The 26,076-nt window shown below is 73.9% G+C and carries 21 protein-coding genes, 1 tRNA gene and 1 pseudogene; 9 read left to right on the plus strand and 14 right to left on the minus strand.

Annotated elements, in window-relative coordinates; genetic code table 11:
• Nucleotides 1–32 precede the first annotated feature (32 nt).
• The 3 genes from ACLJT4_RS32035 to ACLJT4_RS32045 form a co-directional block, all read right to left on the minus strand.
• On the minus strand, nt 33–1,460 hold the full coding sequence (locus ACLJT4_RS32035) for a sugar transferase (RefSeq protein ID WP_411127659.1): 1,428 nt from the start codon (nt 1,458–1,460) through the stop codon (nt 33–35).
• The gene (locus ACLJT4_RS32040) at nt 1,457–2,638 is read right to left on the minus strand and encodes a glycosyltransferase family 4 protein (protein WP_411127661.1); all 1,182 of its coding nucleotides are present in this window, start codon (nt 2,636–2,638) and stop codon (nt 1,457–1,459) included. Before ACLJT4_RS32040 ends, ACLJT4_RS32035 begins: the two co-directional genes overlap by 4 nt.
• A gap of 62 nt (nt 2,639–2,700) precedes the next feature.
• Complete coding sequence (locus ACLJT4_RS32045; RefSeq protein WP_411127663.1) at nt 2,701–3,735, minus strand: hypothetical protein; 1,035 nt, start codon at nt 3,733–3,735, stop codon at nt 2,701–2,703.
• A gap of 219 nt (nt 3,736–3,954) precedes the next feature.
• On the opposite strand from ACLJT4_RS32045, the gene ACLJT4_RS32050 reads away from it, so the two are divergent.
• Both ACLJT4_RS32050 and ACLJT4_RS32055 read left to right on the plus strand, forming a co-directional pair.
• Nucleotides 3,955–4,263 carry a chaplin gene (locus ACLJT4_RS32050; RefSeq protein WP_016578451.1) on the plus strand — a complete coding sequence of 103 codons (309 nt, stop codon included), beginning with the start codon at nt 3,955–3,957 and terminating at the stop codon, nt 4,261–4,263.
• A gap of 158 nt (nt 4,264–4,421) precedes the next feature.
• Complete coding sequence (locus ACLJT4_RS32055; RefSeq protein ID WP_411127665.1) at nt 4,422–5,282, plus strand: spermidine synthase; 861 nt, start codon at nt 4,422–4,424, stop codon at nt 5,280–5,282.
• Nucleotides 5,283–5,312: 30 nt separating this feature from the next.
• On the opposite strand, the gene ACLJT4_RS32060 is transcribed toward ACLJT4_RS32055, so the two are convergent.
• On the minus strand, nt 5,313–5,867 hold the full coding sequence (locus ACLJT4_RS32060) for a hypothetical protein (RefSeq protein WP_411127667.1): 555 nt from the start codon (nt 5,865–5,867) through the stop codon (nt 5,313–5,315).
• Between the two features lie 118 nt (nt 5,868–5,985).
• On the opposite strand from ACLJT4_RS32060, the gene ACLJT4_RS32065 reads away from it, so the two are divergent.
• From ACLJT4_RS32065 to ACLJT4_RS32075, 3 genes and pseudogenes are all read left to right on the plus strand, one after another.
• Nucleotides 5,986–6,678 carry a response regulator transcription factor gene (locus ACLJT4_RS32065; protein ID WP_411127669.1) on the plus strand — a complete coding sequence of 231 codons (693 nt, stop codon included), beginning with the start codon at nt 5,986–5,988 and terminating at the stop codon, nt 6,676–6,678.
• A 43-nt stretch (nt 6,679–6,721) separates the two neighbouring features.
• Entirely contained in the window at nt 6,722–8,155 is a 1,434-nt protein-coding gene (locus ACLJT4_RS32070) for an ATP-binding protein (RefSeq protein WP_411127671.1), read from the plus strand.
• A gap of 305 nt (nt 8,156–8,460) precedes the next feature.
• Nucleotides 8,461–9,360 (plus strand): annotated as a pseudogene (locus tag ACLJT4_RS32075) (chitinase); the annotation flags it as partial.
• A gap of 121 nt (nt 9,361–9,481) precedes the next feature.
• On the opposite strand, the gene ACLJT4_RS32080 reads toward ACLJT4_RS32075, so the two are convergent.
• A complete protein-coding gene (locus ACLJT4_RS32080) occupies nt 9,482–10,390 on the minus strand; it encodes a helix-turn-helix domain-containing protein (RefSeq protein WP_411127673.1) in 909 nt (302 codons plus the stop codon).
• A gap of 163 nt (nt 10,391–10,553) precedes the next feature.
• Between ACLJT4_RS32080 and ACLJT4_RS32085 the strand changes: the two genes are divergently transcribed.
• On the plus strand, nt 10,554–11,204 hold the full coding sequence (locus ACLJT4_RS32085) for an NAD(P)-dependent oxidoreductase (protein ID WP_275464574.1): 651 nt from the start codon (nt 10,554–10,556) through the stop codon (nt 11,202–11,204).
• Nucleotides 11,205–11,288: 84 nt separating this feature from the next.
• Here the strand turns inward: ACLJT4_RS32085 and ACLJT4_RS32090 are convergent.
• The 3 genes from ACLJT4_RS32090 to ACLJT4_RS32100 form a co-directional block, all read right to left on the minus strand.
• Nucleotides 11,289–11,364, minus strand: a tRNA-His gene (locus tag ACLJT4_RS32090).
• Between the two features lie 106 nt (nt 11,365–11,470).
• Nucleotides 11,471–12,091 carry an oligoribonuclease gene (orn, locus tag ACLJT4_RS32095; RefSeq protein ID WP_016574403.1) on the minus strand — a complete coding sequence of 207 codons (621 nt, stop codon included), beginning with the start codon at nt 12,089–12,091 and terminating at the stop codon, nt 11,471–11,473.
• A gap of 5 nt (nt 12,092–12,096) precedes the next feature.
• Entirely contained in the window at nt 12,097–13,365 is a 1,269-nt protein-coding gene (locus ACLJT4_RS32100; RefSeq protein ID WP_037634766.1) for a GlxA family transcriptional regulator, read from the minus strand.
• Nucleotides 13,366–14,389: 1,024 nt separating this feature from the next.
• Between ACLJT4_RS32100 and ACLJT4_RS32105 the strand changes: the two genes are divergently transcribed.
• The gene (locus tag ACLJT4_RS32105; protein WP_016574539.1) at nt 14,390–14,911 is read left to right on the plus strand and encodes a universal stress protein; all 522 of its coding nucleotides are present in this window, start codon (nt 14,390–14,392) and stop codon (nt 14,909–14,911) included.
• A 326-nt stretch (nt 14,912–15,237) separates the two neighbouring features.
• Here the strand turns inward: ACLJT4_RS32105 and glmS are convergent, their stop codons facing one another.
• Both glmS and ACLJT4_RS32115 read right to left on the minus strand, forming a co-directional pair.
• The gene (gene glmS / locus ACLJT4_RS32110; protein ID WP_411127677.1) at nt 15,238–17,067 is read right to left on the minus strand and encodes a glutamine--fructose-6-phosphate transaminase (isomerizing); all 1,830 of its coding nucleotides are present in this window, start codon (nt 17,065–17,067) and stop codon (nt 15,238–15,240) included.
• 82 nt (nt 17,068–17,149) lie between these two features.
• Nucleotides 17,150–17,425, minus strand: a complete 276-nt coding sequence (locus tag ACLJT4_RS32115; protein ID WP_016574541.1) for a hypothetical protein — start codon at nt 17,423–17,425, stop codon at nt 17,150–17,152.
• 233 nt (nt 17,426–17,658) lie between these two features.
• On the opposite strand from ACLJT4_RS32115, the gene ACLJT4_RS32120 reads away from it, so the two are divergent.
• The gene (locus ACLJT4_RS32120) at nt 17,659–19,254 is read left to right on the plus strand and encodes a beta-N-acetylhexosaminidase (protein WP_411127679.1); all 1,596 of its coding nucleotides are present in this window, start codon (nt 17,659–17,661) and stop codon (nt 19,252–19,254) included.
• 167 nt (nt 19,255–19,421) lie between these two features.
• Here the strand turns inward: ACLJT4_RS32120 and ACLJT4_RS32125 are convergent, their stop codons facing one another.
• The 4 genes from ACLJT4_RS32125 to ACLJT4_RS32140 are packed head-to-tail and all read right to left on the minus strand — an operon-like array spanning nt 19,422 to nt 25,219.
• Nucleotides 19,422–20,579 carry an acyl-CoA dehydrogenase family protein gene (locus ACLJT4_RS32125; RefSeq protein WP_411127681.1) on the minus strand — a complete coding sequence of 386 codons (1,158 nt, stop codon included), beginning with the start codon at nt 20,577–20,579 and terminating at the stop codon, nt 19,422–19,424.
• Between the two features lie 7 nt (nt 20,580–20,586).
• Complete coding sequence (locus tag ACLJT4_RS32130; protein ID WP_411127683.1) at nt 20,587–21,543, minus strand: hydroxymethylglutaryl-CoA lyase; 957 nt, start codon at nt 21,541–21,543, stop codon at nt 20,587–20,589.
• Nucleotides 21,540–23,579, minus strand: a complete 2,040-nt coding sequence (locus ACLJT4_RS32135; RefSeq protein ID WP_411127685.1) for a biotin carboxylase N-terminal domain-containing protein — start codon at nt 23,577–23,579, stop codon at nt 21,540–21,542. The genes ACLJT4_RS32130 and ACLJT4_RS32135 overlap by 4 nt, the downstream gene beginning before the upstream one ends.
• 8 nt (nt 23,580–23,587) lie before the next feature.
• Complete coding sequence (locus tag ACLJT4_RS32140; RefSeq protein WP_411127798.1) at nt 23,588–25,219, minus strand: carboxyl transferase domain-containing protein; 1,632 nt, start codon at nt 25,217–25,219, stop codon at nt 23,588–23,590.
• A gap of 145 nt (nt 25,220–25,364) precedes the next feature.
• On the opposite strand from ACLJT4_RS32140, the gene ACLJT4_RS32145 reads away from it, so the two are divergent.
• Nucleotides 25,365–26,012 (plus strand): TetR/AcrR family transcriptional regulator, encoded by a 648-nt coding sequence (locus ACLJT4_RS32145; protein WP_376553851.1) that lies wholly within the window; start codon nt 25,365–25,367, stop codon nt 26,010–26,012.
• The last annotated feature ends 64 nt before the right edge of the window (nt 26,013–26,076 follow it).

The following is a 26,076-nucleotide window of genomic DNA, read 5'->3' on the forward strand; positions in this document are numbered from 1 at the left end:
CGCGCGGCGGCGCGGCGCCGCCGGGGCCGGGGTCACCGGCCCTCCCGCCGGAACCGCGGCCGGATCGCGGCCCGCAGCAGGATCCGCAGGTCCTGCCCGGGCGACCAGCCGTCGATGGCGAGGTTGTCGAACCGCGTCCGGTCCTCGGCCCGGGCGCCGTCGCGCAGCCCGTGCACCTGCGCCAGGCCGGTGAGGCCGGGCGGCATCCGGAGCCGGGCCGTGTAGTGGGGGTCCCGGCGGGCGCACTCCGCGGCCCGGGACGGGCGTTCGGGGCGCGGCCCGACCAGGCTCAGCTCGCCGCGCAGCACGTTCCACAGCTGCGGCAGCCCGTCCAGCGCGGTGCGCCGCAGCCACCGCCCGACGCGGCCGGGCCGGCCATCGGAGCGGCCGGTGCGAAACCGCAGCAGGGCGAAGCGGCGGCCGTCCTTGCCGACGCGCTCCGGCCGGTGGAACACCCCGGGCCCGTCCGCCAGCCGGATCGCCAGCGCGCAGCCGAGCAGCAGCGGCGCCGTCAGCACCAGCGCCACCGACGCCAGGACGAGGTCCACGGCCCGTTTGACCGGACTGCCGGGCCGCGACCGGGCGGTCTCGTACGGCCGGCAGGCGAACCCCCACAGGTGGCCGGTGCCCGGCGCCGCCGGCCGCCCGTCGCGCCCGGCGGCGGCCCCGGCCAGCCAGACGGCCGCGCCCTGCCCGAGGAACCGGCGGAGCAGCGCAGCGGAGTAGGGGTCGCTCTCCGGCGGCAGCAGGAACACCGCGTCGCGCACGGTGTGCCGGATGACCGCGCGGGTCACCGCCTCGGAGGAGCGCAGCAACGGCGGTCCGGCGCCGGGCGGGACGCCGTCGGGCCCGGCCGGTCCGGTCGCCACCACGCCCACCGGGTGCAGCCCGTACTCCGGGTGCGCCAGGAGGGCCACGGCCAACTGCCGGCCCGCCGGCTCCGGTCCGACCAGCAGCACCGACCGCGGGCGGCGCCGGGCGGCGGCCCGCCGGACCCGGTACACCACGGCCCGGCCGGCGCCGGCCAGCACCGCCGTCGCGGCCACCGCGGCCGGCAGGGCGACCGGGCCCAACGCGTCCCCGGGGCGCAGCGCGGCCAGCGCCGCGGCCGTGGCGCACCAGGCGGTCGCGGACCGGCCCACCAGCGGCGCCGTCTCGTCGAGCGCGGCCGGCGCGGGGCCCGGACGGTACAGGCCGGCCCGCGCGTTGAGCAGCAGCAGGACCGGCACCAGCCCGGCGAGCACCGCCGGGTCCGCTCCCACGAGGAGGGCCGTACCGGCGGTGGCCAGGGCGTCCGCCGTCGCGAGCAGGACCGGGGCCGCCCGCCGCGGCAGCGGCCGGCCGGCCCGGACCGGTGCCGGCGGGGCGGCGGACGCCGGGCGGGGCGGCCGGCCCGGGGCGGCCGGCCGGGGCAGCGTCCCGGCGTGCCGGGCGGGCGCGTCCGCGCGGTCGGCGCTCATCGATCGGTCCGCGTCGTGGCCAGGACGGGCGGTACGGCGAGCAGTTCGCGGTAGACGTTCAGCACCGCGCCCGCGGTCCGCTGCACGTCGTGGGCCATCCGCACGTGCTCCGCCAGCCGGACGCCGAGCGCGGCCCGCCGGTCGCGGTCGGACAGCAGGGCGGTCAGGGCCCGGGCCAGGGCGGCCGGGTCGTCCGGCGGCACCAGGCAGTCGTCCGCGGCATCGGCCGGCAGGCACTCCCGGGCTCCGCCGACGTCGCTGAGCACCACCGGGATCCCACACGCCATCGCCTCCAACGGGACCAGCGCCATCCCCTCCCACCGCGACGGCACCACCACCAGGTCCGCCGCCCGGTACCAGGGGGCGGCACTGTCGGCGGCGCCGGCGAACACCACCCCGGGCGGCGCGGACCGCTGCAGGGCCGCCCGGTCCGGCCCGTCCCCGACCAGCACCAGCCGGGCGTCCCGGACCGCCGCGGCCACCTCGGGCCAGGCCCGCAACAGCGTCGACTGGCCTTTCTGCGCGCACAGCCGGGCCACGCACACCACCAGCGGCGCCCCGACCGGCACCGCGTCGCGCAGCCCGGGCAGGGTCTCGCGCAGTGCCTCCCGGGCGTCGTCGGCGGCATCGGCGGCGGGTGCGAAGCGCCGCAGGTCCACACCGTTGGGGATGACCACCCACCGGCCCGTCACCCCGACGGCCGCGCCGCGCCGACGCTGGGCCTCGCTCACGCACAGCACCCGGTGCGTCCAGCGCGCCGCGTACCGCTCCCAGACCCGCGCCGCCAACCCGCCGACCACCTCGAACGGCCAGCAGTGCGGCTGGTGGACGGTCGGGATGCGTCCGCGCAGCGCCATTCGGGCGGTGTACCCGGCGCGGGGACCGTGCGCGTGCACGAGGTGGGGGCCGGCGCGCCGGACCAGCCGGGCCAGTCGCCGGCGGCCGGACAGCAGCGTCCGGAGGGTGCCGCGGGCCGGCCAGAGCACCACTTCGGCGCCCGCGATGGCGGCCTCCACGTGCAGGATCCCGCCGGGCGGTGCGGCCACCACCACCCGCAGTCCGGCCGCCACCTGGGACCGCACCAGGTCGGCGATGACCCGGGCGATCCCGCCGTCGACCGGCTGGGACACATGGAGGACCGTGAGCCGGTCCTGGGACGGCAGGTCTTGTGGCAGCACGCGCACTGCTCCCCTGATTACCGAGCTGTCAGAACTCCGCGGGAATTGCCCGGGCCCGTCGTTCAGCGCCGCAGATCGGCCTGGACGAAGAGCGCCCCGAGCAGATATCCCGCCTTTCGGGTGGTGAAGCGGAATGTCAGCCGATCGCCCCCGGACCGGAGCGCCGGCGTCAGGTCCAAGACCTCTGAAGCAAAACCACGGTTGCTGCGGTTAACGGATACCCCGGACGTCCGCCGACCGGAATTCGGATCGGCTGAATTCTTCGTGCCGTTCGGCTGATCGACGGAATCGTGGAGCGCGACCGGAGTAATGCGACCGGCCTGGGCGGAGAGCGTGCGGCGGTGTTGGCGGGTTCCGTGGTAGTCGACGACCCCGACCCGCCCGTGCGCCCGCGCCGGCAGGTGCAGCCCGGCCAGTTCCACCGCGAACGCCCGCCGGCGCCCGCCCAGCGGTTCGAAGCCGTCCCACAGGGCCAGCCGCCGCAGCGGCTCCCGCGGGTTCTCGTAGGCGACGACCAGCGCCCAGCCGGCCCGCCCCGTGCCCCGCGCCCGCCGGTGCCCGGGGGCCGGCCGGGCCACCGCGTACGGGCCCGCGCCGCCCTGCCGCACCAGCGGCGTGACGTCGGCGGACGCCTGGTAGTCGTCGGTCCGGCCGGTGCTGCGGCGCCCGAGGGGGCCCTCCGCGCGCACCGCCTCGTAACGGCCGCGGGGCCCGGCGAGCAGCACCTGCCCGGCGTCCCGGGCCGCCGCGGGCCCGCCGCCTCGCAGGTCGCCGCCCCAGTACAGCCGCGCGTAGCGCACCCGGGAGCCGGCCGGCAGCCACAGCCGGGCGCGGTCGGTGCGCCGGGGCGCCGAGCAGGACGGGCCGGTCGCTGCGGCCGGCCCGCGCGCCGCCGGCCGGCAGGCGGACACCGTCTGGGTGATCCGTGCGATCCCGCCGTGCCCGGTGGTGTGGAAGCGCTCCGCGAAAGGAATCCGGGCGGATTCCCCGGGCCCCCGGGGCGCCGTCGCCGCCGCAGACGTCAGTGCGGCCGACAGGACCAGGGCCGCGAGCGCGCCCACGGCGCCGCGCCCGGTGCGGTCCAGCGACTTCGGCATGACGTCCTCTCCGGCTGCAAATCAGTCAAACAGGAGAGCACTCTGGCAGAAATCATGCTGGAAATCGCGGCAGGCGCGCCGCGGTACCTTCCTGGTTTTCGATCAGACGAATACCAGCCAGACAGGCTAATGAATCCGCTTAAGTGGTAACGCCCGCATCCCCGGTCCATATTGTTCGTTGTGTCCGATGCCCCATTCGTAAACTGAGAGGAGAATGGAATGAAGCGGTTCGCCAAGACCGCCGCGCTGGCCGCGGTCACCTCGGCGCTTGTCCTGGGTGGCGCGGGTATCGCCTCCGCTGACGGTGGGCACCACGGCCGTCAGGGTCGGCACCACCACGGTCGTTTCGACGAGGGCCACGGCCGAGGCGGTGCCCACGCCAAGGGCATCGCCGTCCGCTCGCCGGGCGTCCTCAGCGGCAACGTCATCCAGGTGCCGATCAGCATCCCGATCAACGTGTGCGGGAACACCGTCAACGTGCTCTCCCTGCTGAACCCGGGGTTCGGGAACATCTGCGTCAACAAGTGACCCGGCACCGGTCCGCCCCGACCTGCGGACCGGGTCGGGACGCGGCACCTCAGGCGGACTGCCCACGGCCCCGGCCGCTGGGCGGTCCGCCGCCCCGGCTTCCGCACCGGCCCTGACCAGCGGATACCCCCGCACGGTGGCACGCCATACTGGAAGGCATGGCACGAAGCAGGCGCGGGCGCGGCGGCCCGGAAACCGTCACCGCAACGGTCGGCGGCGGGATCGCGGAACTACGCCCCGACCGGGACCGGCCGCACGGCTGGACGCTGCTGATCGACGGGGCCCCGCAGTCCCACGTCGACCTCGCCGACCCGTCGCACCTGGAGTTCTCCTACCAGCGGCGGCTCGGTCACGTCGCCGACCTGGCCGGCCCGCCCGGCGCCCCGCTGCGCGTCGTCCACCTCGGCGGCGGCGCCCTGACCCTGCCGCGCTACGTCGCCGCGACCCGGCCGCGGTCCACCCAGCAGGTCGTGGAGATCGACGCCCCCCTGGTCCAACTCGTCCGGGAACACCTGCCGTTGGATAGCACCTGGCGCATCCGGGTGCGCGGCGCGGACGCCCGCGCCGGACTCGCCAAGATCCAGGACGACTGGGCGGACCTGGTCATCGCCGACGTCTTCGCCGGGGCCCGCACCCCCGCACACCTGACCAGCGTCGAATGGGCGGCGGAGGTGCGCCGGGTGCTGCGGCCCGGCGGGTACTACGCGGCCAACCTCGCCGACGGGCCCCCGCTGGCCTTCCTGCGCGGACAGATCGCCACCGTCCACACGGTCTTCCCCGAACTGGCGCTGACCGCCGAGCCGGCCGTGCTGCGCGGCAAGCGGTTCGGCAACGCCGTGCTGCTCGCCGCGGACCGCACGCTGCCGCTCGCCGAGCTGACCCGACGGGCGGCCGGCGACCCGCACGCCGGCCGGGTCGAACACGGCCGGGCGCTGTTGGACTTCACCGGCGGCGCCGCCCCGGTCACCGACGCCACCGCGGTCGCCTCCCCGTCCCCGCCCGCCGGCGTCTTCACCTGAGGAAGCCCGCGGCGGGCGCCAACCCCGGTGCTACGACGCGTGGTTGCTGGTCTCCACGATCGGCGGGTGGCCGTTCCAGGTGCAGATCACCGAGGTGCGCGCGCCGCCGCCCGTGAAGTCGACCCGGAGCCACTGGTCCTGCTTCCACACCTGCATCTCCCAGCCCGCGTTGGGGGTCGCCGACACCAACTCGGCGGCGTCGGAGCCCAGGGAGAGCACCACCCGCCCGCCCGAGGTCGCGTAGCTGCGGACCCGGCCGCCGGTGGCCGGCGACGTGCCGCCGCCCGCGCCGACCTGCGGGGACGGCGTGGGACTGCCGGCGGTGCGGGACGGTGCGGCGGTCCGGGCCGGCCGGTCGTCGGCGGGGGAGGACGGGCTCGCGGTGGCCGGGGCGGACGGCTTGGGCCGGTGGGTCGAGGAGACCTGCGGCAGAGCCGAGGAGTCCACCTGGTCGGACAGGGGCAGCGCCCGCGGTGCGTCGTAGACGGTGCCGGCCAGCACGGTGTGCACGCCGAACCACGACAGGGCGACCGCGGCGCCGGTCGCCAGCGTCCAGGCCGCCGCATGAACCAGACCTCGTTGCATCTGCCTCATCTTGCCCCACCCGCCGCACCGGTTGCCGCCTGCCCGTTGCCGGGTGGGGCGGCGTTCGCGTGTCAACCTCGCATAAGGAAACTCGCCCGTATGGCGTACGGTGCGGCCCATGGCACGAGTGCTCGTGGTCGAGGACGACCAGTTCGTACGTTCCGCGCTCATCCGGCACCTGACCGAGGCCGGCCACGCGGTGCGCAGCGTCGGTACCGCCCTGGAAGCGTTGCGCGAGGTCGCGCAGGTCGGCTTCGACCTGGTCGTCCTCGACCTGGGGCTGCCCGACCTGGACGGCGGCGAGGCGCTGAAGATGCTGCGCGGCATCACCGACGTCCCGGTGATCATCGCCACCGCGCGGGACGACGAGGCGGAGATCGTCCGGTTGCTCAACGACGGCGCCGACGACTACCTCACCAAGCCCTTCTCGGTCGAGCACCTCTCGGCGCGGATGGCCGCCGTGTTGCGCCGGTCCCGGGGCGCGGCCCCCGGCGCAGAACCGCCCTCACGAGTGATCCGGGTCGGCGGGCTGTCCATCGACCCGCTGCGCCGCCGGGCCGCGCTCGACGGCAGCGCACTGGACCTGACCCGCCGGGAGTTCGACCTGTTGGCCTTCCTCGCCCAGCGCCCCGGTGTGGTCGTGCCCCGCAGGGAGCTCCTCGCCGAGGTGTGGCAGCAGTCCTACGGCGACGACCAGACCATCGACGTCCACCTGTCCTGGCTGCGCCGCAAACTGGGCGAGACCGCGGCCCGGCCCCGCTATCTGCACACCCTGCGCGGCGTCGGCGTGAAGCTGGAGCCGCCGCGATGAGCGCCGCCCGCGGCGCGGACCGAGTGGCCGCGGGGCGGACGCCGTGAGGTGGGCCCTGGTCAAGGTGGCCCTGGCGGTCACCACGATGGTCGTGGTCGCGTTCGCGGTGCCCCTGGGGCTGGTGGTCAAGGAGATGGCCTCCGACCGCGCCTACGGCGGCGCCGAACGGCAGGCCGCCGCCCTCGGCCCGGTCCTCGCGATCACCACCGACCGCACCCAACTCGAACGGGCGCTGGCCAGTGCCGAGACCGGTCCCGGCGGGCGGATCGGCATCCACGTCCCGGCCGCCGGCAAGGGCGGTAACCCGGCCGAGATCGGCGCCCGCCGGGCCGCCCCCGCCGACGTCGCCGCCGCGATCCGGCTCGGCCGGGCCTCCATCGCCCAGGTCTCCGGCGGCACTTCGCTGCTCCAGCCCACCGCGGTCGCCTCCGGCATCGCGGTCGTCGAGGTCTACGTCCCCGATGACGCGCTGACCAACGGGGTGGCCACCTCCTGGGCGGTGCTGGCCGGCGTCGGGCTGGCGCTGGTCATCGGCTCGGTCGCGGTCGCCGACCGGCTCGGCACCCGGATGGTGCGGCCGGCCGAGCGGCTGTCCGCCGCCGCCCACGACCTGGGCCGCGGCGACCTCGGCGTCCGCGTCCAGGAGGACGGCCCGAAGGAACTGCGCTCGGCGGCCAGCGCGTTCAACTCCATGGCAGACCAGGTCGTCCAACTCCTCGCCCACGAACGCGAGCTGGCCGCCGACCTCTCGCACCGGCTGCGCACCCCGCTGACCGTGCTCCGCCTCAACGCCGCCTCGCTCGGCGACGGTCCGGCCGCCGAGCAGACCCGGGCCGCGGTCGAGCAACTGGAGCGCGAGGTCGACCAGATCATCCGCACCGCCCGCGCCCAACGGGAGCACACCGTCCAGGTCACCGCCGCGGCCGGCTGCGACGCGGCCGAAGTGATCCGCGAGCGGATGGACTTCTGGTCGGCGCTGGCGGAGGACGAGGGCCGCACCGCCCGGGTCGCCGGCGTGGAGCGTCCGGTGCGGGTGCCGGTCGCCCGCCCCGACCTGGCCGCCGCCCTGGACGCGATGCTCGGCAACGTCTTCCGGCACACGCCCGAGGGCACCGCCTTCGCCGTCGACGTGCACAACGCCGACGACGCGGTGATCGTGCTGGTCTCGGACGCCGGGGCGGGCATCGCCGACCCGGCCGCCGCGCTGCGCCGGGGCCACGGCGGCGGGGGCGACGGGTCCACCGGCCTCGGCCTCGACATCGTCCGCCAACTGGCCGAGTCCACCGGCGGCGACGTCCGGATCGGCCGTTCCGTACTGGGCGGCACCGAGATCCGGGTCTGGCTGGCGCTGGACGGGCGGCGCCCCCACCCCGGTGCCCGCCGCGGGCACCGGTTGCGCCGTCGGATCGGCGGCGGGGCGTTCGGCCGCCGGGGGCGGCGGGCGGCCCGCGGCACCGTGCCGGGCGCCGGCTCTTAACCGGCCCCTTCCGCTTCCTTAAGGCGGCCATAATTCCGCCAACCTCCGTGCGGAACCCGGCATTTGTCCGTTTCGCTGCCGCTAGCGTGCGGGGCGCACCTCCTCCCCACGGGTGCGTCCCCCCACCCCACGTGACGACAGGCAGGCACGAGATGAGTTCCTCGGCACACCGGCGCCGGACGAGCCGCACGACCAAGCTGATCGGCGCGGCCGCGGCCGGCGCGCTGGCGGTCGGCGCCGGGTTGACCGTCGCGGGCTCCGCGATGGCCACCAAGGCCCCGAAGCCCGCCCCCGCCGCCCCCAAGGCCACCGCGGCCGGCTTCACCCCCTACGTCGACACCTCCCTCACCCCGGCCTACGACCTGACCGGCACCGCGCAGAAGACCGGGGTGAAGCACTTCACCCTCGCCTTCCTCACCTCCGGCGGCGGCTGCGTCCCCAAGTGGGGCGGCGCCGGCGACCTCGCGGGCGACGCGGTCGCCCGGCAGATACCGGCGCTGCGCAAGGCCGGCGGCGACGTCCGGGTCTCCTTCGGCGGCGCGAGCGGCACCGAACTCGCCGCCGCCTGCTCCTCCGCGTCCGAACTGGCCGCCGCCTACGGCAAGGCCGTCGACCAGTTCAAGCTCACCGCGGTCGACTTCGACATCGAGGGTGGCGCGCTCCCCGACACCGCCGCCAACACCCGCCGCGCCCAGGCCATCGCCCAACTCCAGAAGCAACACCCGGGCCTGGACGTCTCGTTCACCCTGCCGGTGATGCCCGAGGGCCTCACCCAGGACGGCGTCAACCTGCTGAGCAACGCCAAGCAGAACGGCGTGCAGGTCTCCGCCGTCAACATCATGGCGATGGACTACGGCTCCTCCTACAACGGCAACATGGGCACCTACGCGACCCAGGCCGCCACCGCCACCCAGGCCCAGGTGAAGAAGGCGCTCGGCCGGAGCGACGCGGACGCCTGGAAGACCGTCGCCGTCACCCCGATGATCGGCGTCAACGACGTCCAGGGCGAGGTCTTCACGCCCGCCGACGCCGCCGCCCTGGTGTCGTTCGCCCGGAGCAAGCACCTGGCCTGGCTGTCCATGTGGTCCGCCACCCGCGACCAGCCCTGCCCCGGCGGAGCGTCCCACTCCGCCCAGCCGACCTGCAGCTCCGTCGACCAGGCCCCGCTCGCCTTCACCAAGGCGCTGGGCGCCTACACCGGCTGACCCCCCACCGGTCCGGGTCCGTCTCCCGGATCGCTCCCCGGCGGAGCGCAGCGGCCCCACCCCCCACCCGCTGCGCTCCGCCCCCCTTCGTCCGCGGGCCCGCCCCGACGCCGGGGGCCGGTCAGCCGACGCCCCGCACGGCCGCCCGGAACGCGATCGGCGTGATCCCGGCCTGCCGCTGGAAGAACTTGCTGAAGTTGGTGGCGTCCGCGAAGCCCAGCCGGTCCGCGATCCGCGACGCCGGCTGGTCGCCGTGGGCCAGCAGCCGTTTGGCCTCCAGCACCACCCGCCGGTCGATGAACTCCTTCGCGCCGACCCCGGCCGCCGCCTCGGTGGCCCGCGACAGGGTGCGCGGCGCGTAGCCCAACGTCCGGGCGTAGTCGGCGACCCGGCGGCTGTGCGGGAAGCCCCGCTCCACCGCGTCCCGGAACCGCAGGTACGTCTCGCTCGCCTCGCACGTTGCGTCGTCCTGACGACTCCCCGTCCCCTCGGGGTGCGCGGCCCGCAGCACCAGGACGGCGAGCAGGTGCCGCAGCACCTCCAGGTGCACCTCCAGCGGCAGCCCGCCCAGCGCCCCGAACTCCCGGTGCAGCTGCGCCAGTGCCTCGTCCAACGCCCGGGCCGCGGCGCCCTCGGGGCGCCGCACCGCCGGCCCGTACCAGTCCTCGATGCGGGCCGCGGCGGCGGTCGCCGGGTCGACGAACCCGGACTCGAAGAGCACCAGTCGCCCCTCCGCCCCGGACAGGTCCCCGAAGTGCTGCACCTGCCCCGGCCGCGACCACAGCAGGTCCCCGGGCGTCAGGAGGTGCTCCCGGAAGTCGACGCAGTGCACCAGGCGCCCACGGTCCAGGACCAGCAGGTGATGGAAACCGGGCCGGTGCGGCGTCGAGAGCCGGCAGGCGTCGGCGCGTTCGCGCAGCTCGGCGAGGGTCAGCACTTCCACCCCGGCGGGCCGCCCGGCCGGCGCGGAGAACGCCACTTCGCGGATCTCCCCTCCATCCTCCAGGGGGTCCTGTCGCTTTTTCACCATGACCCGTCGCCTCGCTACCCCGGAATCTCCCGTTGATACCCCTAGCGTAGGAGACGTCAGCACGGCTGATGGCGGAAAACGGCATCCGCATCACGGAGGCCGCCACCCCGCGCCCCACCCCCGGGCACACCTAGCCCACACCGAACCACCGGGAGAACCCACCATGTCCAAGATCGCTCTGTTCGGGGCCAACGGCACCATCGGCAGCCGCATCCTCGACGAGGCACTGCGCCGCGGCCACCAGGTCACCGCGGTGGTCCGCGACCCCGCGAAGGTCACCGTGACCCACCCGGCCCTCACCGTGGTCTACGGCGACGCGCTCGACTCGGAGTCCGTCACCGAGGTGGCCAAGGGACAGGACGTGGTGGTCAGCGCGGTCGGCGGCGGTGACGGCGCCGGGCACATCGCCACCATCCGGCCGGCCGCCGAGGCGCTCGTCGAGGGAGTGCGGCGGCTGCGCGCCGACGCGCCCCGCCTGATCACGGTCGGCGGCGCCGGTTCGCTCCGCAAGCCCGACGGCACCCAGGTCTGGGACGCCGAGGGCCTGCCGGTCCCGCTGCTGCAGATCATGCACGCGCACGGCGACGCGCTGGACTTCTACCGCACCGTCTCCGACGTCCGCTGGACCAACCTCAGCCCGGCCGCCACCATCGCCCCCGGCGAGCGCACCGGCAGCTACCGCACCGCCACCGACGACCTGATCGTCGCCGCGGACGGCAGCAGCCGGATCTCCGCCGAGGACTACGCGGTGGCCGTCCTCGACGAGGTCGAGGAGCCCCGCCACGTCGGCGAGCGTTACACCGTCGGCTACTGAGCTTCCGGCGCCGCCGGTGCCGGCGGCGGCATCTGACCCGGAAACACCGAAGGCCCCCGATCCGAAGATCGGGGGCCTTGATGCTGGGGTGAGTAACGGGACTCGAACCCGCGACATCCTGGACCACAACCAGGTGCTCTACCAGCTGAGCTATACCCACCAAGACCGGTGCTGTGTGGTTCCTTTTCCCCACCGGCTGAGAAAAAGTGTACAGGCTCCGGAGGGGTGCTCGCTCCCAGGTTTCGTGTCCCCGGGAGCGAGCTGCGTCACTGTGCCGCCGCCTCCGGTTCGGCGGGCAGCTTGTGCTTGGCCGCGATGGCCTTCGCGGTCTCCGAGTCCGGCCCGGGCTGCGGCACGAACACGGCCTCCCGGTAGTAGCGCAACTCCGCGATGGATTCACGGATGTCGGCCAGCGCCCGGTGGTTGCCGTTCTTGTCCGGACTGTTGAAGTACGCCCGCGGGAACCAGCGCCGGGCCAGTTCCTTCACGGACGACACATCGACGATCCGGTAGTGCAGGTAGCTCTCCAGGGTCGGCATGTCGCGCAGCAGGAAGCCGCGGTCGGTGCCGACGGAGTTCCCGCACAGCGGCGCCTTCCCCGGCTCCGGCACGTGCTGCTTGATGTAAGCCAGCACCTGTGCCTCGGCCTCCTCCAGCGTCGTCCCGGCGTCCAGCTCGGCCAGCAGCCCGGAGGTGGTGTGCATCTGCCGCACCACCTCCGGCATGGTGGTCAGCGCCTCGGCCGGGGGACGGATCACCACATCGATGCCGTCACCCAATACGTTCAGCTCCGAGTCGGTGACCAGGGCGGCCACCTCGATAAGCGCGTCGTTCGCCAGCGAGAGCCCGGTCATCTCGCAGTCGATCCACACCATGCGATCGTTCATGCGTCTCACCCTACGGGGCGCTCCCGCTGGCCGGGCAGCACGGGGCGGCCGGCCCCCCGGCCGACCGGGGTTTCCGGCAGCCGTGCGGCGTACCCCTCCGGCTGGGGCTTGCCCGCCTCCACCGCTTCGGCGGCCAGCGCGTGCCCGCTCAGTGCGGCGGCGGAGAACCGCTCGCCGCCCAGCGTCGCGCGCTCGCGCTCCGGACGCTCGGCCCGCTCCGGACGCAGTGCCGGTTCGGGCGCGCCGCTCTGCGGCCGGCGGGCGCGGTAGGCCGCCCGGTAGGCCGCGGGCGAGGCGCCCAGCTGCCGCCGGAAGTGGCCGCGCAGCGCGACCGGCGAGCGGAACCCGCAGCGCCCGGCGACCTCGTCCACCGAATAGTCGGAGGTCTCCAGCAGCCGCTGGGCCTGGAGGACCCGCTGGGTGATCAGCCACTGGAGCGGCGCGCTGCCCGTGAGGGAGCGGAACCGCCGGTCGAAGGTGCGCCGGCTCATGTACGCGCGGGCCGCCAGCGTCTCCACGTCGAACTGCTCGTGGAGGTGCTCCAGCGCCCAGGCGACGACCTCGGCGAGCGGGTCGGCGCCGATCTCCTCCGGTAACGACCTGTCCAGGTAGCGCTGGTGTCCGAGGTCGGACGCGGTCCGCCGGGGCGGGACCACCAGCCGGCGGGCCAGCGCGTTGGCCGCGTCGGCGCCGTGGTCGGTGCGGACGATGTGCAGGCACAGGTCGATGCCCGCCGCGGTGCCCGCGGACGTGAGGACGTCGCCGTCGTCGACGAAGAGCTCACGCGGGTCCACGTGGACGGACGGGTAACGCTTGGCGAGCGTCGGTGCGTACATCCAGTGGGTGGTGGCCGGTCGGCCGTCGAGCAGTCCGGCTGCGGCGAGGACGAACGCCCCCGTGCACAGCCCGACGATCCTGGCCCCCTCCTCGTGCGCGCGACGCAGGGCGTCGAGCGCCGCGGGTGGCGGAGCCTGGGTGATGGAACGCCAGGCCGGTACGACGACCGTCCCGGCGCGGGAAATCGCCTCCAGCCCGTAGGGGGCTGACAGTTCGAGCCCCCCGGTCGTGCGCAAAGGCGCATCTTCGCCAGCGCACACAAGTAGCCGGTACCTCGGAACGCCGGCGTCTTGGCGGTCGATGCCGAAGACCGAGAGCGGAATGGAGCTCTCGAAAATGGGGCCGCCGCTGAAGAGGAGCACCGCGACTATTTCGCGGCGTCGTCGGGCGGCGAGCTTGCGTGCGGCATCTGGTACGGCAGCGGAGTCCTGGCTCATGGCACTTAAGCCCCCCTCGGTCGTCTCGCCCTCTCGGTCCTGCACAGTTCCCCCGCCGTCACTGACCAAGATCGAATCTACTGTGTCCCGTGAGGATGGAGTGCCAAGTTCACCACCCGCTGGTATGTCGATATGGCAACTTGGCGCGAAGCATTCGATCACGAAGCGTTCCACTCGTCGGGCCTGCATGGGAAGTGCGCGTCTCGGCTCTGCCCGTTCGCAGTAGGGCACAACCATGCCCAGCGGTCCTTTCCTCCCTGCTCACACCGGGGTTGAGGGGGGTCCAGGGCAAGGGGTGAGTACGGGTCGGAAGTTGGCTGAAAACGGTCGTGCGCAGACTTGCGGAGCCCCCAAACGACCGGCGTACGCCCCCTGTAGAGGTGTCCGCCCCCCTATCCTTACGTCCCATTGTGTTCGCTTATGTCCATCTGGCGTTCCGGGGGGCAAGCGCCGTTCGGCGGGCGTGTCCGGCGGGGCGGGGGTGACGGTTCGGGGTGACCGCCGGCCGCCCCGGGGCCGTCGGTGCCGGTGCGACCCGTGCCGGTGCGACGGGACCCGCTTGGCGATCAAGGAGTCGGTCGCCGGGGTGCGGTCGGACGCTTCCGGGGGCGCGACGCCGCTCGCCGGGTCGAGTGATCTCCGGTGCGGCGGCGGCGCGGTGGGGATCACCGCGGCCGGGGGCGCGGACGGCGCTGCCGAGGCGCGCGGGGCGCCGCCGGGGGTACGTACGGGGGCAGGACGGGGCATTGCCATCCGCGCCACGCTCCGGCATGCTCCGGGGAACGCTTGCGGCCCCGGACCGCCCCGTGGGGGCGTGCCGGCGGCCCGCGGGCGTTCTGGGCAGCAGAGGAGTAGCGCCGTACTCTTGGGGTATCGGCTTGGAAAGATGATTCCCAGTCGTATCGTTCCTCTTTGAACTATGGCTCTCGCTCCTTGATCGAGCCGCCCAGGTCAACTGCCGGATCAAGTCAATCGCCGTTCCCCGTTCGCCCCTCCGCAAGAGGACGTTCTCGCCGAGACACCCATGGCCGGTCACGAAATCCCTGAACCCGCGGACCGCAAGCAGGTCGCCGATCCGATGGCGGACCTCGAAGCGGTGGAACAGAAGCACCACTCCTGCGATCCCGCCTTCCGGCACGGCGTCGTGGTCGGCTTCGACGGCTCCACGTCGAGCGAGCGCGCGTTGGCGTATGCAATCGGAATGGCGCGGCGCCACGGCTCCGGCCTGATCATCGTCCACGTGGCCAACCGGCTGCCGACGACGGTGTGGGCGGGCTGTGAGCCCCCGGTCTTCGTGGACGTCCCCGACCACCGCACCGAGGTGCTCGGTCTGGAGCTCGCCTGCGCCGACCACCTCGCCGAGGTCCCCTGGATCCTCGTCGAGCGCGGCGGCGACATCTGCCACGAGCTGGAGGAGGTCGGCCGGGAGTACGAGGCCGACGCGATCGTGGTCGGCTCCACGCACGGCCTGGTCGGCCGGATCTTCGGCTCGGTGGCCGGTCGGCTGGCCCGCCGCGCGCAGCGCCCGGTCATGGTCATTCCCTGACACCGAAGCGCCGTCCGTCCCATCCGTGACGGAACTCAACTCCCTTGCGTGCGCCACTCGTTGATCGGCTCTCCGCGACATGTCCACAGTTGAGGGGGCGTCATGGGGATTTGTGGGCGGTGCACGCCCGGTTGGCGTCCGAGGGTTGGCCGCACGCCGGTGGCGGGTAGAAAACGGTCACGACGACGTGCTGCCGGTCGGGAAGTGACGGGTCCCGGGGCGGCGGCATCCCGCCGGCGTCATGGGCAACGCCGGCAAAAGGGGAGGCGCCGGCTCCGCGCGCGTACGGTGGCACGCGCGCGGAGCCAGCGCCTTTGTCGTGCGGACTACTCCACCGTCACCGACTTGGCGAGGTTGCGGGGCTTGTCGATGTCCCGGCCCAGGGCCAACGCCGTGTGGTAGGCGAGCAGTTGGAGCGGGATGCCCATGAGGATCGGGTCCAGCTCGGGCTCGTTCTTCGGCACCACGATGGTGTGGTCGGCCTTCTCCTGCTCCTGGTGGGCGACGGCGAGGATCCGGCCGCTGCGGGCCTTGATCTCCTCCAGCGCGGCGCGGTTCTTCTCCAGCAGGTCGTCGTCGGGCACGATCGCGACCGTCGGCATCGCCGGCTCGATGAGCGCCAGCGGGCCGTGCTTGAGCTCCGAGGCCGGGTACGCCTCGGCGTGGATGTACGAGACCTCCTTGAGCTTCAGGGACGCCTCGCGGGCCACCGGGTAGCCGCGCACCCGGCCGATGAACATCATCGACTTGGCGTCGGCGTACAGCGCCGAGAGCTTCTTGATGTCGTCCTCGCCCTTGAGGATCTCGTCGATCTGGCCGGGCAGCTTGCGCAGGCCCTCGATGATCCGCTTGCCGTCCGCGACGGACAGGTCGCGGATCCGGCCCAGGTGCAGGGCGAGCAGCGCGAAGGAGACCACCATGTTGGTGAAGCACTTGGTGGAGACCACGCACACCTCGGGGCCGGCGTGCACGTAGATGCCGCCGTCGGTCTCCCGGGCGATCGCCGAACCGACCACGTTCACCAGGCCCAGCACCCGGGCGCCCTTGCGCTTGAGCTCCTGGACGGCGGCGAGCACGTCGTAGGTCTCACCGGACTGGGAGACGGCGACATAGAGGGTGTCGGGGTCCACGACCGGGTTGCGGTAGCGGAACTCGGAGGCCGGCTCGGCGTCCGAGGGGATGCGGGCCAGCTCCTCGATCATCTGGGCGCCGATCTGGCCGGCGTGGTACGAGGTGCCGCAGCCCAGGATCTTCACCCGGCGCACCGCGCGCGCCTCGCGGGCGTCGAGGTTGAGGCCGCCGAGGTGGACGGTGGAGAAGCGGTCGTCGATCCGGCCGCGCAGCGCCCGGTCCACCGCCTCCGCCTGCTCGGAGATCTCCTTGTGCATGTACGTGTCGTGGCCGCCCAGGTCGTAGGACTCGGCCGCGTACTCGACGGTCTCCGGCGTCGCCGTGGTGCGGGAGCCCTCGGTGGTGTACGTGCGGTAGTCGTCGGCCTTGAGGGTGGCCATCTCGCCGTCGTCGAGGGTGACGACCTGGCGGGTGTGCGAGACCAGCGCGGCGACGTCGGAGGAGACGAACATCTCGTGCTCGCCGATGCCCAGGACGACCGGGGAGCCGTTGCGGGCGACCACGATGCGGTCGGCGAAGTCGGCGTGCAGCACGGCGATGCCGTAGGTGCCCTCGATGTGGCGGAGGGCCTCGCGGACCTTCTCCTCCAGGGTGGGGGCGGTGGAGCGGCCGATCAGGTGCGCCAGCACCTCGGTGTCGGTCTCGGAGGCGAACTCCACCCCGTCGGCGGTCAGCCGGGCGCGCAGCTCGGCGGCGTTGTCGATGATGCCGTTGTGGACGACCGCGACCTTGCCCTCGGTGTCGAGGTGCGGGTGGGCGTTCTCGTCGGTGGGGGCGCCGTGGGTGGCCCATCGGGTGTGCGCGATGCCGGTGCTGCCGGCGAAGCGCTTCGGCAGGCGCGACTCCAGCTCCCGGACCCGGCCCTTGGCCTTGGCGGTCTTCAGGCCGCCCGCGGCCTTGCCGGTGCCCTTGGCGTGGATGGCGATGCCGGCCGAGTCGTAGCCGCGGTACTCCAGGCGCTGGAGGCCCTCAAGGAGCAGCGGAGCGACGTCGCGCTTGCCGATGTATCCGACGATCCCGCACATACGGTGACCCTTCTCGTTGGCGTGGTGGGTGCCCGGCCGTCCTCGACCCGTCCGGGGCCGCGGTCCGGTTGCGTCGCGGCCGTCAGCCGTAGACCAGGCGGCGCAGCTGGCGCAGCGAGAGCGGCGGCGGGGACACGGCGCGGTGTGGCAGCTCGTGTGCGATCCGCTCGAAGATCGCCTCGTTCCGCAGCCCCTGGGACTGCAGCTCGCGGTGCCTGCGGCGGACGAACCCCTCCGTGCTCTCGTCGAAGTACGCCAGCACGTCCAGCACCACCCGGGCCGCCTCGCCGCGCTGGAGCGGCGTGCTGCGGACCAGATGGTCGATGAGGTCCTCGTGGGACGGACGGCGTTCGAGCACCCGTCGATATTGCGGGGCCGAGCGGAGAATCGCAAGAAATCTGCCCGATATCGGGCAGGTGGTGCCGAACGCGCCCGGAAACTGGTCTACACCTTGACCGGTCACCGGGCACACGGTACGCATGGTCACCATCCGGTCGCTCCACGCCATGCAGAACGTGCGCCCCCGGGTGCGTCGCCCGCCGAACGCCCCGCAGAACGTGCCGCTGACGAAGCTCGCCGAAGGGACCGCCCATGAGACGACGCAGACTCCTCTTCTCCCTGCTCCTGGTCGCGGCGGCCGGCACGGTGACCGCCGCCGTGCCGCAGCCGGGCACCGCGGCCCCCGCCGCCACGCCGCTGGACCGGGTGATCCCGGCCCCCGCCTCGGTCCGGCCGGCCGGCGACGCCTTCACCCTCGGCGCGGGCACCCGGATCAGGGTGCCCGGCAACTCCGGCGAGGCCCGGCAGATCGCCGGCTACCTGGCGGGGCTGCTGCGGCCGGCCACCGGCTTCGCGCTGCCGGTCACCACCCGCGGCGGCGCGGACGGCATCGTCTTCCGGCTCGGCGGCCGGGACACCCGCGGCCTCGGCGCGGAGGGCTACCGGCTGACCTCCGGCGGCCGCGCGGTCACCATCAGCGCCGCCCGCCCGGCCGGCCTCTTCCACGGCGTCCAGACCCTGCGCCAGCTGCTGCCGGCCGCCGTGGAGAAGAGGAGCCGGCAGCCCGGCCCCTGGCGGATCGCCGGCGGGACGATCTCCGACGCCCCCCGCTACGCCTACCGCGGGGCGATGCTCGACGTCTCCCGGCACTTCTTCACCGTCGACCAGGTCAAGCGGTACATCGACCAGCTCGCCCAATACAAGATCAACAAGCTGCACCTGCACCTCTCCGACGACCAGGGCTGGCGGATCGCGATCGACTCCTGGCCGCGGCTGGCGACCTACGGCGGCAGCACCCAGGTCGGCGGTGGCCGCGGCGGCCACTACAGCAAGGACGACTACCGCGAGATCGTCCGCTACGCCGCCAGCCGCTACCTGACCGTGATCCCCGAGATCGACATGCCCGGCCACACCAACGCCGCACTCGCCTCCTACGCCGACCTCAACTGCAACGGCGAGGCGCCGCCGCTCTACACCGGCACCAAGGTCGGCTTCAGCTCGCTGTGCGTGCCCAAGAAGGTCACCTACGACTTCGTCGACGACGTCATCCGGGAGATCGCCGCGCTCACCCCCGGCCGCTACCTCCACATCGGCGGCGACGAGGCGCACTCCACCGCCCACGCGGACTACGTCGCCTTCATGGACAAGGTGCAGCCGGTGGTCGCCAAGTACGGCAAGACGGTGATCGGCTGGCACCAGCTGACCGGGGCCCACCCGGCGAAGGGCGCCCTCGCCCAGTACTGGGGTTACGACAAGACGGGTGCCCAGGAGCGGCAGCAGGTCGTCGACGCGGCGAAGCGCGGGACGCAGCTGATCCTCTCGCCCGCCGACCGGGCCTACCTCGACATGAAGTACGACAAGGACAGCCCGCTGGGCCTGAACTGGGCCGGCTACGTGGACGTCCGGCGGGCCTACGACTGGGACCCGGGGAGCTACCTGGCCGGCGCGCCCGGCTCGGCGGTCGCCGGCGTCGAGGCGCCGCTGTGGTCGGAGACCCTGACGACCTCCGCGAACATCGAGTACATGGCGTTCCCGCGACTGCCGGGCATCGCCGAGCTGGGCTGGTCGCCGGCCCGGGCACACGACTGGGACGCGTACCGGGGGCGGCTGGCCGCGCAGGGGCCGCGCTGGGACGCCCAGGGCATCGACTACTACCGGGCCCCGGAAGTGGCGTGGCCGACGCGGTGACGCGGCGGGGTGGCGCGGCGGGCCCGGGAATCTCCTCCCGGGCCCGCCGCGTTGTGGCCCGTAGGGGGCGCCGGCGCCCCCTACGGGATCCGTTCGCCCGCCCCCAGGGGTGCGCCCCCGGCGGTGCGGGTGCGGGTGGTCGCCGGCCGGCGGCGTCGGGTGCCTTCCTAGAAGCCCAACTCACGGGCGATGAGCATGCGTTGGACCTCGCTGGTGCCCTCGCCGATCTCCAGGATCTTGGCGTCCCGCCACATCCGGGCGACCGGGTACTCGTTCATGAAGCCGTAGCCGCCGTGGATCTGGGTGGCCTCGCGGGCGTTGTCCACCGCGATCTCGGAGGAGTAGAGCTTGGCGAGCGCCGCCTCCTTCTTGAACGGCTCGCCGTGCACCAGCCGGGACGCGGCGTCGCGCCAGGCCAGCCGGGAGGTGTGGGCGCGCAGCTCCATGTCGGCCAGCTTGAACTGGATGGCCTGGTTGGCGCCGATCGGCCGGCCGAACGCGTGGCGCTCCTTGGCGTACCGCACCGACTCGTCCACGCAGCCCTGGGCCAGGCCGGTGGCCAGCGCGGCGATGGCGACCCGGCCCTCGTCGAGGGTCCGCAGGAACTGCGCGTAGCCGCGGCCCTCCTCGCCGAGGAGGTTGGCGGCCGGGACGCGGACGTCGGAGAAGGACAGCTCGCGGGTGTCCGAGGCGTTCCAGCCGACCTTGGAGTACGGGGCGCCGACCGTGAAGCCGGGGGTGCCGGCCGGCACGATGATCGCGGAGATCAGCGGGGAGCCGTCGTCCTTGTGGCCGGTGACCGCGGTGACCGTCACCAGACCGGTGATGTCGGTGCCGGAGTTGGTGATGAAGCACTTGCTGCCGTTGATCACCCAGTCCCCGTTGTCGTCCCGCACCGCGGTGGTGCGGGTCGCGCCGGCGTCCGAGCCGCCGTCCGGTTCGGTGAGGCCGAAGGCGCCGAGCACCTCGCCGCTGCACAGCTTCGGCAGCCATGCGCGCTTCTGCTCCTCCGTGCCGAAGCGGTAGAGCGGCATGGCGCCGAGCGAGACGCCGGCCTCCAGGGTGATCGCCACGGACGAGTCGACCCGGGCCAGTTCCTCCAGCGCGATGCCCAGCGCCAGGTAGTCGCCGCCCATGCCGCCGTACTCCTCGGGGAACGGCAGCCCGAACAGGCCCATCTGGCCCATCTGGCGGACGATGTCGTACGGGAAGGCATGCTGTTCGTAGTACGCGCCGATCTCCGGGGCGACGACGTCGTGCGCGAACGCCTCGACCGTGCGCCGGAGTTGTTCCAACTCGTCGGACAGGCGGTGGTCCAGGGACATGGGTCACTCACTCCTTGTGGGAGAGGGCGCGGACGGTGCGTGAGGGGCTGGGGCGGCCCAGGACCCCGGCCAGCCACACGCTGGCCTCGGTCAGTCGCCCCAGATCGACGCCGGTCTCGATGCCGAGGCCGTGCAGCATCCACACGAGGTCTTCGGTGGCGAGGTTGCCGGTGGCGCTCTTGGCGTACGGGCAGCCGCCCAGGCCGCCCGCCGAGGCGTCGACGGTGGTGACGCCGTGCTGGAGCGCGGCGAAGGTGTTGGCCAGGGCCTGGCCGTAGGTGTCGTGGAAGTGGACGCCCAGCCGGGAGGTGGGCACGCCGGCCTCGTTGAGCGCGGCGAGCAGGTGCTGGACGTGGCCGGGCGTGGCCACGCCGATGGTGTCGCCCAGGCTCAGCTCGTCGCAGCCCAGGTCGAGCAGGGCCCGGCAGACCCGGACGACCTGGGCGATCGGCACCGGGCCCTCCCACGGGTCGCCGAAGCACATCGACAGGTAGCCGCGGACGTGCACCTTCTCGTCCCGGGCCCGTCGGACGACCGGTTCGAACATCGCCAGCGCCTCGTCGACGGTGCGGTTGAGGTTGGCCTTGGCGAACGACTCGGTGGCGCTGCCGAACACCGCGATCCGGCGGGCGCCCAGCGCCAGGGCGCGGGTCAGGCCCCGTTCGTTGGGCACCAGCACCGGCAGGTGCCGCGGATCGAGGTCGTCCAGCATCGGGAACAGCCGCTCGGCGTCGGCGAGTTGAGGCACCCACTTGGGGTGCACGAAGCTGGTCGCCTCGACGGCCGGCAGGCCGGCGGCGGCCAGCCGGTGGATGAACTCCGCCTTGACCTCGGTGGGGACGACCGCCTGCTCGTTCTGCAGGCCGTCGCGCGGGCCGACCTCGTGGATCCGCACGCGGGTGGGCAGGCCCTCCGCGGCCACCTCCATGGGCAGCCCCCGCGCCGGTGTGCCGTCGGTGGTCATGCCGTCGCCTCCTCGTCCGTGCCGGGGGCCGGCGTCCCGGCGTCCCCGGGGGCGCTGCCGGCGGCGTCCTCGTGCGGGGCGACGACGGCGAGCACCTGGTCCATGGCGACCGTGCTGCCGGGGGTGACGTCGAGCTCGGTGACCGTCCCGGCGTGCGGCGCGGAGATGACGTGCTCCATCTTCATCGCCTCCACCACCAGCAGGCCCTGCCCGGCGGTGACCTCGTCGCCGACGGCCACCTTGACGACGGTGACGGTGCCGGGCATCGGGGCGGCGAGGGTGTCGACGCCGTGGCCGCGGGCGGCCTCCCGCAGCGCCTCGGCCACCGGGTCGTGGTCGGTGACGTGCCAGGCGTCGCCGTCCCGGCCCAGCCAGTGGCCGCCGCGGTGGAAGGTGTGCCGGATGCCGTCCACGGTGACCCGCACCTCGTCCGCGGTGACCTCGAACCGCTCCGGGGCGACGCCGGGCCGGACGTCGTACGCCACCGGGTCCTGTCCGGGGACGCGCAGCCAGTGCCGTACCGGAGCGGGTTCGCCGCCGAGCCGGAAGCCGGTCGGGGCGGCGAACGGGTCGCGCCAGCCGCCCGCGTCGGCCGTCGACTCCAGCGCCGCCTGGCGGACCGCTGCGGCCGCCGCGTACACCTCGTCCGGGACCGCGTCGGGCACCAGGTCGGCCGCCACCCGCTCGACGAGCCCGGTGTCCAACTCGCCGGACGCCACGTCCGGGTGGGCGAGCAGGCGGCGCAGGAAGCCGGCGTTGGTCGGCACGCCGAGGGTGACGGTGGCGGCCAGCGCGGCCCGCAGCTTGCGCAGGGCGCTCGCCCGGTCCGGGCCGTGCGCGATGACCTTGGCGAGCATCGGGTCGTAACGGCTGCCGACCTCGGCGCCCTCGGAGAGCCCGGAGTCGGTGCGGGTGCCGTCGCCGGCCGGCTCGCGCAGGGTGAGGACGGTGCCGCCGGTCGGCAGGAAGTCGCGGGACGGGTCCTCGGCGCAGATCCGGGCCTCGATGGCGTGCCCGGTGAACGAGAGGTGCTCCTGGGCGTAGGGGAGGCGTTCCCCGGCGGCGATCCGCAGCTGCCATTCGACGAGGTCCAGCCCGGTGATCATCTCGGTGACCGGGTGCTCCACCTGGAGGCGGGTGTTCATCTCCATGAAGCAGTAGCCGGACGGGTCCTTGCCGGGGACGATGAACTCGACGGTGCCGGCGCCGCGGTAGCCGCAGGAGCGGGCCGCCTGGACGGCGGCCTCGCCCATCGCGGCCCGGGTGGCGGCGTCCAGCAGGACCGAGGGCGCCTCCTCGATGATCTTCTGGTGGCGGCGTTGGAGGGAGCATTCGCGCTCGCCGAGGTGGAGGACGTTGCCGTGGCCGTCGGCCAGCACCTGGATCTCGATGTGCCGGGGCCGGTCGATCCACCGCTCCACCAGCAGGGTGTCGTCCCCGAAGGACGAGCGGGCCTCGCGGCGGGCGGCGGCGATCTCGTCGGCGAGTCGGTCGGCCTCCCGGACCAGGCGCATGCCCTTGCCGCCGCCGCCGGCGGACGGCTTGAGGAGCACCGGCATGCCGATCTCCCGTGCCGCGGCGGCGAGTTCCGCGTCGCTCAGGCCGCTGCCGGAGGAGCCGGGGACGACCGGGACGCCGGCGGCGCGGACCGTCTCCTTGGCGCGGATCTTGTCGCCCATCAGGTCGATGGCGTCCGCGGGCGGGCCGATGAACACCAGCCCGGCGTCGGTGCAGGCGCGGGCGAACGCGGCGTTCTCGGCGAGGAAGCCGTAGCCGGGGTGGACGGCCTGGGCGCCGGTGCGGGCGGCGGCGTCCAGCAGGCGCGGGGCGGACAGGTAGCTCTCGGTGGCCGGGGCCGGGCCGATCCGGACCGCGGTGTCCGCCTCCTGGACGTGCCGGGCGTCGGCGTCCGCGTCGCTGTACACCGCGACCGAGCGGATGCCGAGCGCGCGCAGCGTCGTGATGACGCGGACCGCGATCTCCCCGCGGTTGGCGACCAGGACGGTGTCGAACAGGCCGGTGTCGAAGCTGGTCATAGGTCCTCTCACATCCGGAAGACGCCGAAGGCCGGCGCTGCGTCGTCCCGTTGGGGCAGGGGGGCGTTGGCGCAGGCGGTCAGCGCCAGGCCGAGCACCTGGCGGGTCTCCAGCGGGTCGATGACGCCGTCGTCCCAGAGTCGGGCGGTCGCGTAGTAGGCGTTGCCCTGGGTCTCGTACTGGGCGCGGATCGGGTCCTTGAAGGCGGCCTCGTCCGCCGTGCTCCACTCCTCGCCGCGCGCCTCCAACTGGTCGCGCTTGACGGTGGCGAGGACGGACGCGGCCTGCTCGCCGCCCATCACCGAGATCTTGGCGTTGGGCCACATCCACAGGAAGCGGGGGGAGTAGGCGCGGCCGCACATCGAGTAGTTGCCCGCCCCGTAGGAGCCGCCGACGACGACGGTCAGCTTGGGGACGCGGGTGCAGGCGACCGCGGTGACCATCTTCGCGCCGTGCTTGGCGATGCCGCCCGCCTCGTAGTCCCGGCCGACCATGAAGCCGGAGATGTTCTGGAGGAACAGCAGCGGGATGCCGCGCTGGTCGCACAGCTCGATGAAGTGGGCGCCCTTCTGGGCGGACTCGGAGAACAGGATGCCGTTGTTGGCGACGATCCCCACCGGGTGGCCGTGCACGTGGGCGAAGCCGGTGACCAGGGTGGTGCCGTACTCGGCCTTGAACTCGGCGAAGCGTGAGCCGTCGACGATCCGGGCGATCACCTCGCGGACGTCGTAGGGCGTGCGGGAGTCCACCGGCACCGCGCCGTAGAGCCCGGCGGGGTCGGCCTTGGGCTCCTCGACGGGCCGGACGGACCAGGGCAGCGGCGGGCGGTCGCCGAGGGTGGCGACGATGGTGCGGACGATCCGCAGGGCGTGCGCGTCGTCCTCCGCGAGGTGGTCGGTGACGCCGGAGGTGCGGGAGTGCACCTCGCCGCCGCCCAGTTCCTCGGCGCTGACCACCTCGCCGGTGGCGGCCTTCACCAGCGGGGGGCCGCCGAGGAAGATCGTGCCTTGGTTCCGCACGATCACCGCCTCGTCGCTCATCGCCGGGACGTAGGCGCCGCCGGCCGTGCAGGAGCCGAGGACCGCGGCGATCTGCGGGACGCGGGCGGCGGACATCCGGGCCTGGTTGTAGAAGATCCGTCCGAAGTGCTCGCGGTCGGGGAAGACCTCGTCCTGCATCGGCAGGAACGCGCCGCCGGAGTCGACGAGGTACAGGCACGGGAGGCGGTTCTCCAGCGCCACCTCCTGGGCGCGCAGGTGCTTCTTGACGGTCATCGGGTAGTACGTGCCGCCCTTGACGGTGGCGTCGTTGGCGACGATCACGGTCTCCCGGCCGCTGACCCGGCCGATGCCGGCGATCACTCCGGCGGCCGGTGCGGCCCCGTCGTACATCCCGTCCGCGGCCAGCGGCGCCAGCTCCAGGAAGGGGGAGCCGGGGTCCAGCAGCGCGTCCACCCGCTCGCGCGGCAGCAGCTTGCCGCGGGCGGTGTGCCGGGCCCGGGCCTTCTCGCCGCCGCCGAGCCGGGCCGCGGCGAGCTTCGCGCGCAGGTGTTCGGCCAGCTCGCGGTGCGCGGCCTCGTTGGCCCGCCAGGCGTCGGACGCCGGGTCGTCGGTGCCGGTCAGCACCGGTGCCTGCTCGATGGCCTCCATCGCTATGGGCCCCCTCGCTCGGTCGGCTGGCCGCCGGGCGCCGCGGGGTGCGCCGCGGGGCCAGGCGGGTTAATAGGCGTTAACCTCATTTCCCTCAGGTTAACGACCACTAACCCGCCTGTCTACAATCGACGGCATGAGCAATGCGCACGCCCCCGCCCCCACCAGCCGCCGCGAGCAGATCCTCAAGGAGGCCGCCCGGCTCTTCGCGGAGCGCGGCTTCCACGGCGTCGGCGTGGACGAGATAGGGGCGGCCGTGGGCATCTCGGGCCCCGGCCTCTACCGGCACTTCGCCGGCAAGGACGCGATGCTCGCCGAACTCCTCGTCGGGATCAGCGAGCGGCTGCTGGCCGGCGGCCGGATGCGGGTCGAGGAGGGCGGCGAGAGCCCGGCGGCGGTGCTCGACGCGCTGATCGACGGGCACATCGACTTCGCACTCGACGACCGGCCCCTGATCACCCTCCACGACCGCGAACTGGACCGCCTGCGGGAGGCCGACCGCAAGCGGGTCCGGCAGCTCCAGCGGCAGTACGTCGAGCTGTGGGTCGAGGTCGTCCGCCAGGTCCACGCCGAGTCGGCGGAGTCCGAGGTGCGGGCCGCCGTGCACGCGGTCTTCGGGCTGCTGAACTCCACCCCGCACCTGGGGCGCCCGGGCTCGCTGCCGGGGCGCCCGGAGATGGCGCGGCTGCTGCACCGGCTCGCGCTGGGTGCGTTCGGCGCGGTGGACGCCGAGGCGGCCGCGGGGGCCGGGGGCGGCGCGGTGGCGGCGCGCCGGGCCGGCTGAACCGCTCGCGCCCGGGCCCGCGGTCCGTCCCTCCGGGGGCGGGCCGCGGGCCCGTTCCGCCTCT

Origin of the sequence: Streptomyces sp. x-19, from assembly GCF_046549115.1 — a bacterium.
In the GTDB taxonomy this organism is placed as follows: Bacteria; Actinomycetota; Actinomycetes; order Streptomycetales; family Streptomycetaceae; genus Streptomyces; species Streptomyces albulus_C.